General features: G+C 40.9%; 3 protein-coding genes and 2 pseudogenes. 1 reads left to right on the top strand and 4 read right to left on the bottom strand.

Translation table 11 applies throughout. The annotated features are described in order from the left end of the window. Nucleotides 1-148, top strand: a pseudogene (locus QZ359_RS04640) (alanine dehydrogenase); the annotation flags it as partial. A 56-nt stretch (nt 149-204) separates the two neighbouring features. Here QZ359_RS04640 and QZ359_RS04645 read toward each other — a convergent pair. The 4 genes and pseudogenes from QZ359_RS04645 to QZ359_RS04660 all read right to left on the bottom strand — a co-directional run. Continuing rightward, nucleotides 205-1,200, bottom strand: coding sequence for a PhoH family protein (locus QZ359_RS04645; RefSeq protein WP_293963328.1), 996 nt, complete (start codon nt 1,198-1,200; stop codon nt 205-207). A gap of 84 nt (nt 1,201-1,284) precedes the next feature. Further along, nucleotides 1,285-1,500, bottom strand: a complete 216-nt coding sequence (locus QZ359_RS04650; RefSeq protein WP_001232084.1) for a YozE family protein — start codon at nt 1,498-1,500, stop codon at nt 1,285-1,287. A 45-nt stretch (nt 1,501-1,545) separates the two neighbouring features. After that, nucleotides 1,546-2,103, bottom strand: a complete 558-nt coding sequence (locus tag QZ359_RS04655; protein ID WP_060805337.1) for a GrpB family protein — start codon at nt 2,101-2,103, stop codon at nt 1,546-1,548. A gap of 11 nt (nt 2,104-2,114) precedes the next feature. Next, a pseudogene (locus tag QZ359_RS04660) lies at nt 2,115-2,286 on the bottom strand (RNA-binding protein); the annotation flags it as partial.

The raw sequence follows: 2,286 nt of genomic DNA on the forward strand, positions 1-2,286 counted from the left end.
AGCTTTGGCTGGTAAAGGTTTTGTACAAGCAATCTCTGAGGATGAGGGCTTGCGCCAAGGTGTTACTACTTATCAAGGTTACTTAACCAGTCTTCCAGTAGCCCAAGGTCTCGATAAAAACCATACTCCAATTGATGAACTCATCTAAAAAATCTAATTATCAGATAAAAGAAAGAGCAATTCCACCTGAACTGCTCTTTTTTGCTATTCTGTTTCTTCTTGGACTTCTTCACGCTCTTCATTTTTAACTGGAGCTGGTTCATAAGCTCGGATAATCTGAGCGACAACTGGATGGCGAACCACATCCTTATCTGAAAAATGAACAAAGTCAATCTGGTGAATGTTCTTGAGTTTTTCTTGGGCATCAATCAAACCTGACTTGACATTACGTGGCAGGTCAATCTGGCTGATATCTCCATTGACAATCATCTTAGAATGAAAGCCTAAACGCGTCAAGAACATCTTCATCTGCATGATGGTCGTATTTTGTGCCTCATCGAGAATAACAAAGGCATCATCCAAGGTCCGTCCACGCATGTAGGCAAGGGGCGCAATCTCAATAATTTCACGCTCCATGAGACGAGTCGTCTGGTCTTTTCCCAGAATCTGATACAAGGCATCATAAACAGGTCGAAGGTAAGGATCCACTTTCTCCTTAAAATCACCTGGAAGAAAACCTAGACTCTCTCCTGCTTCCACCGCTGGACGTGTTAAGATAATCCGTTTGACTTGCCCACGTTTAAGGGCAGTCACTGCCAAGGTCACTGCAAGAAAGGTCTTCCCTGTCCCTGCGGGTCCGATTCCAAAGGTCACATCATGCTGTTTGACACTGTCCACATAAAGTTTTTGACCCAGTGTTTTGACACGGATAGGCTTCCCTGTATTATCTTTGATGATTTCTTCTTCGTAAAGGGCGACAAACTTGTCGATTTCATCGTTTTTGACCATGCTAATCGCAGTCACCACATCTGGCGTACCGACAGTCATCCCACGATTTACCAAGACCATGAGGGCTTGAATAACCTGACGAGCTTCCTCACAAGCAGTCTCCTCTCCCAAAACCTGGACAATCTCCGTACGAGCATGAATCACCACATCAAGCTCTTCTTCCATCAAACGAAGATGGCGTTCATTGGAACCAAAAAGATGAAACAGGTCATCTGGATGACTCAGTTGAATGTCTATTGAATGTTCCTTCAAATAAAGAACCTCTCTAATCCTTTTATTTCTTTTTATTATAGCAAAGGGATGGAGAAATTACTAGCCCAAACCCAGTGAATCATGCTAGTGTTCTAAGTATTCTTGCCAGATAGCATCAAAGTCTCCTAGGTTAAAAGAGAAGCTGGCATGCTCCTCCAAAAAGCGACTGACCTCATCAAAATCATCTGTGTGTTTTGGAAAGGCTGACTCTTCAAAAGCGAGGTCTGCTAAGATAGCCTTGGGACTGTTACTTTTAGGATTGCGCTCAGTCATGAGCCAAGTGTAAAATGATTTTCTCAATTCTTTCTCCTATCAAGACTTTTTTTGATGAAACTTTTCTGATTTTTAAAAATTACTGGACTTAGCCTCTGACACATAGTGGTTTATAAAATCCGTTTTCGCATCTGTATAGGCGTCTCGATTGTGTTCAAATTGTTTCCACAAACTGAGTTTTAATTCCTGATACGCTTGGGCGATATCTGGATGCTGGCAGAGATAATCTCTAAAATAAATCTCGTTATGATCTCCCGTCATTCGCAAATGTAAATGAAAAACTTTCTCAGCAAATCCCTGCTCTGTATATCCTTTATTTAGCGAAATCCTGTTAGGACTCTCCGACATCACTAGCCACCCATTCTTCACCAATAAATCCCTAACTCTTGCTAAATCCTCTATTCTACCTACTTCTAACAGAATATCAACGATATTTTTGGCCCAAATATTAGGGATAGCAGTGCTACCGATATGTTCTATTCTTTTAATAACATTTGCACCCAATATTTTTTTCAGACTTGTTTTCTCCAATTCATACCAGTCTTTCCACTCTGACTTGTGCTCTACTAGAAAAATAGGAAAAAGTTGCCAGAGTTCCTCTAAACTCATTTCTTCAAATTTCTTTATCATGTCTATAAGACCTAAATCAACTCTGTTCCAAACTGGTCTTGCTTGATTTTGCCAGCCTTCATCAAGCCACCAAGTGCCTTTTTAAACTGACCTTTTGAAATACCGAAAGTAGCCTTGATATCATCTGGTGATGACTTATCATTCAAGGTCATGAAACCGCCATTGCTTTCCAAGTAGCTCAAA

This window comes from Streptococcus sp. (assembly GCF_019414905.1).
Taxonomy (GTDB): domain Bacteria; phylum Bacillota; class Bacilli; order Lactobacillales; family Streptococcaceae; genus Streptococcus.

Coding starts and splice junctions, on each gene's coding strand:
- QZ359_RS04655 (WP_060805337.1), bottom strand. CDS start 2,103: ATGATAAAGAAATTTGAAGAAATGAGTTTAGAGGAACTCTGGCAACTT.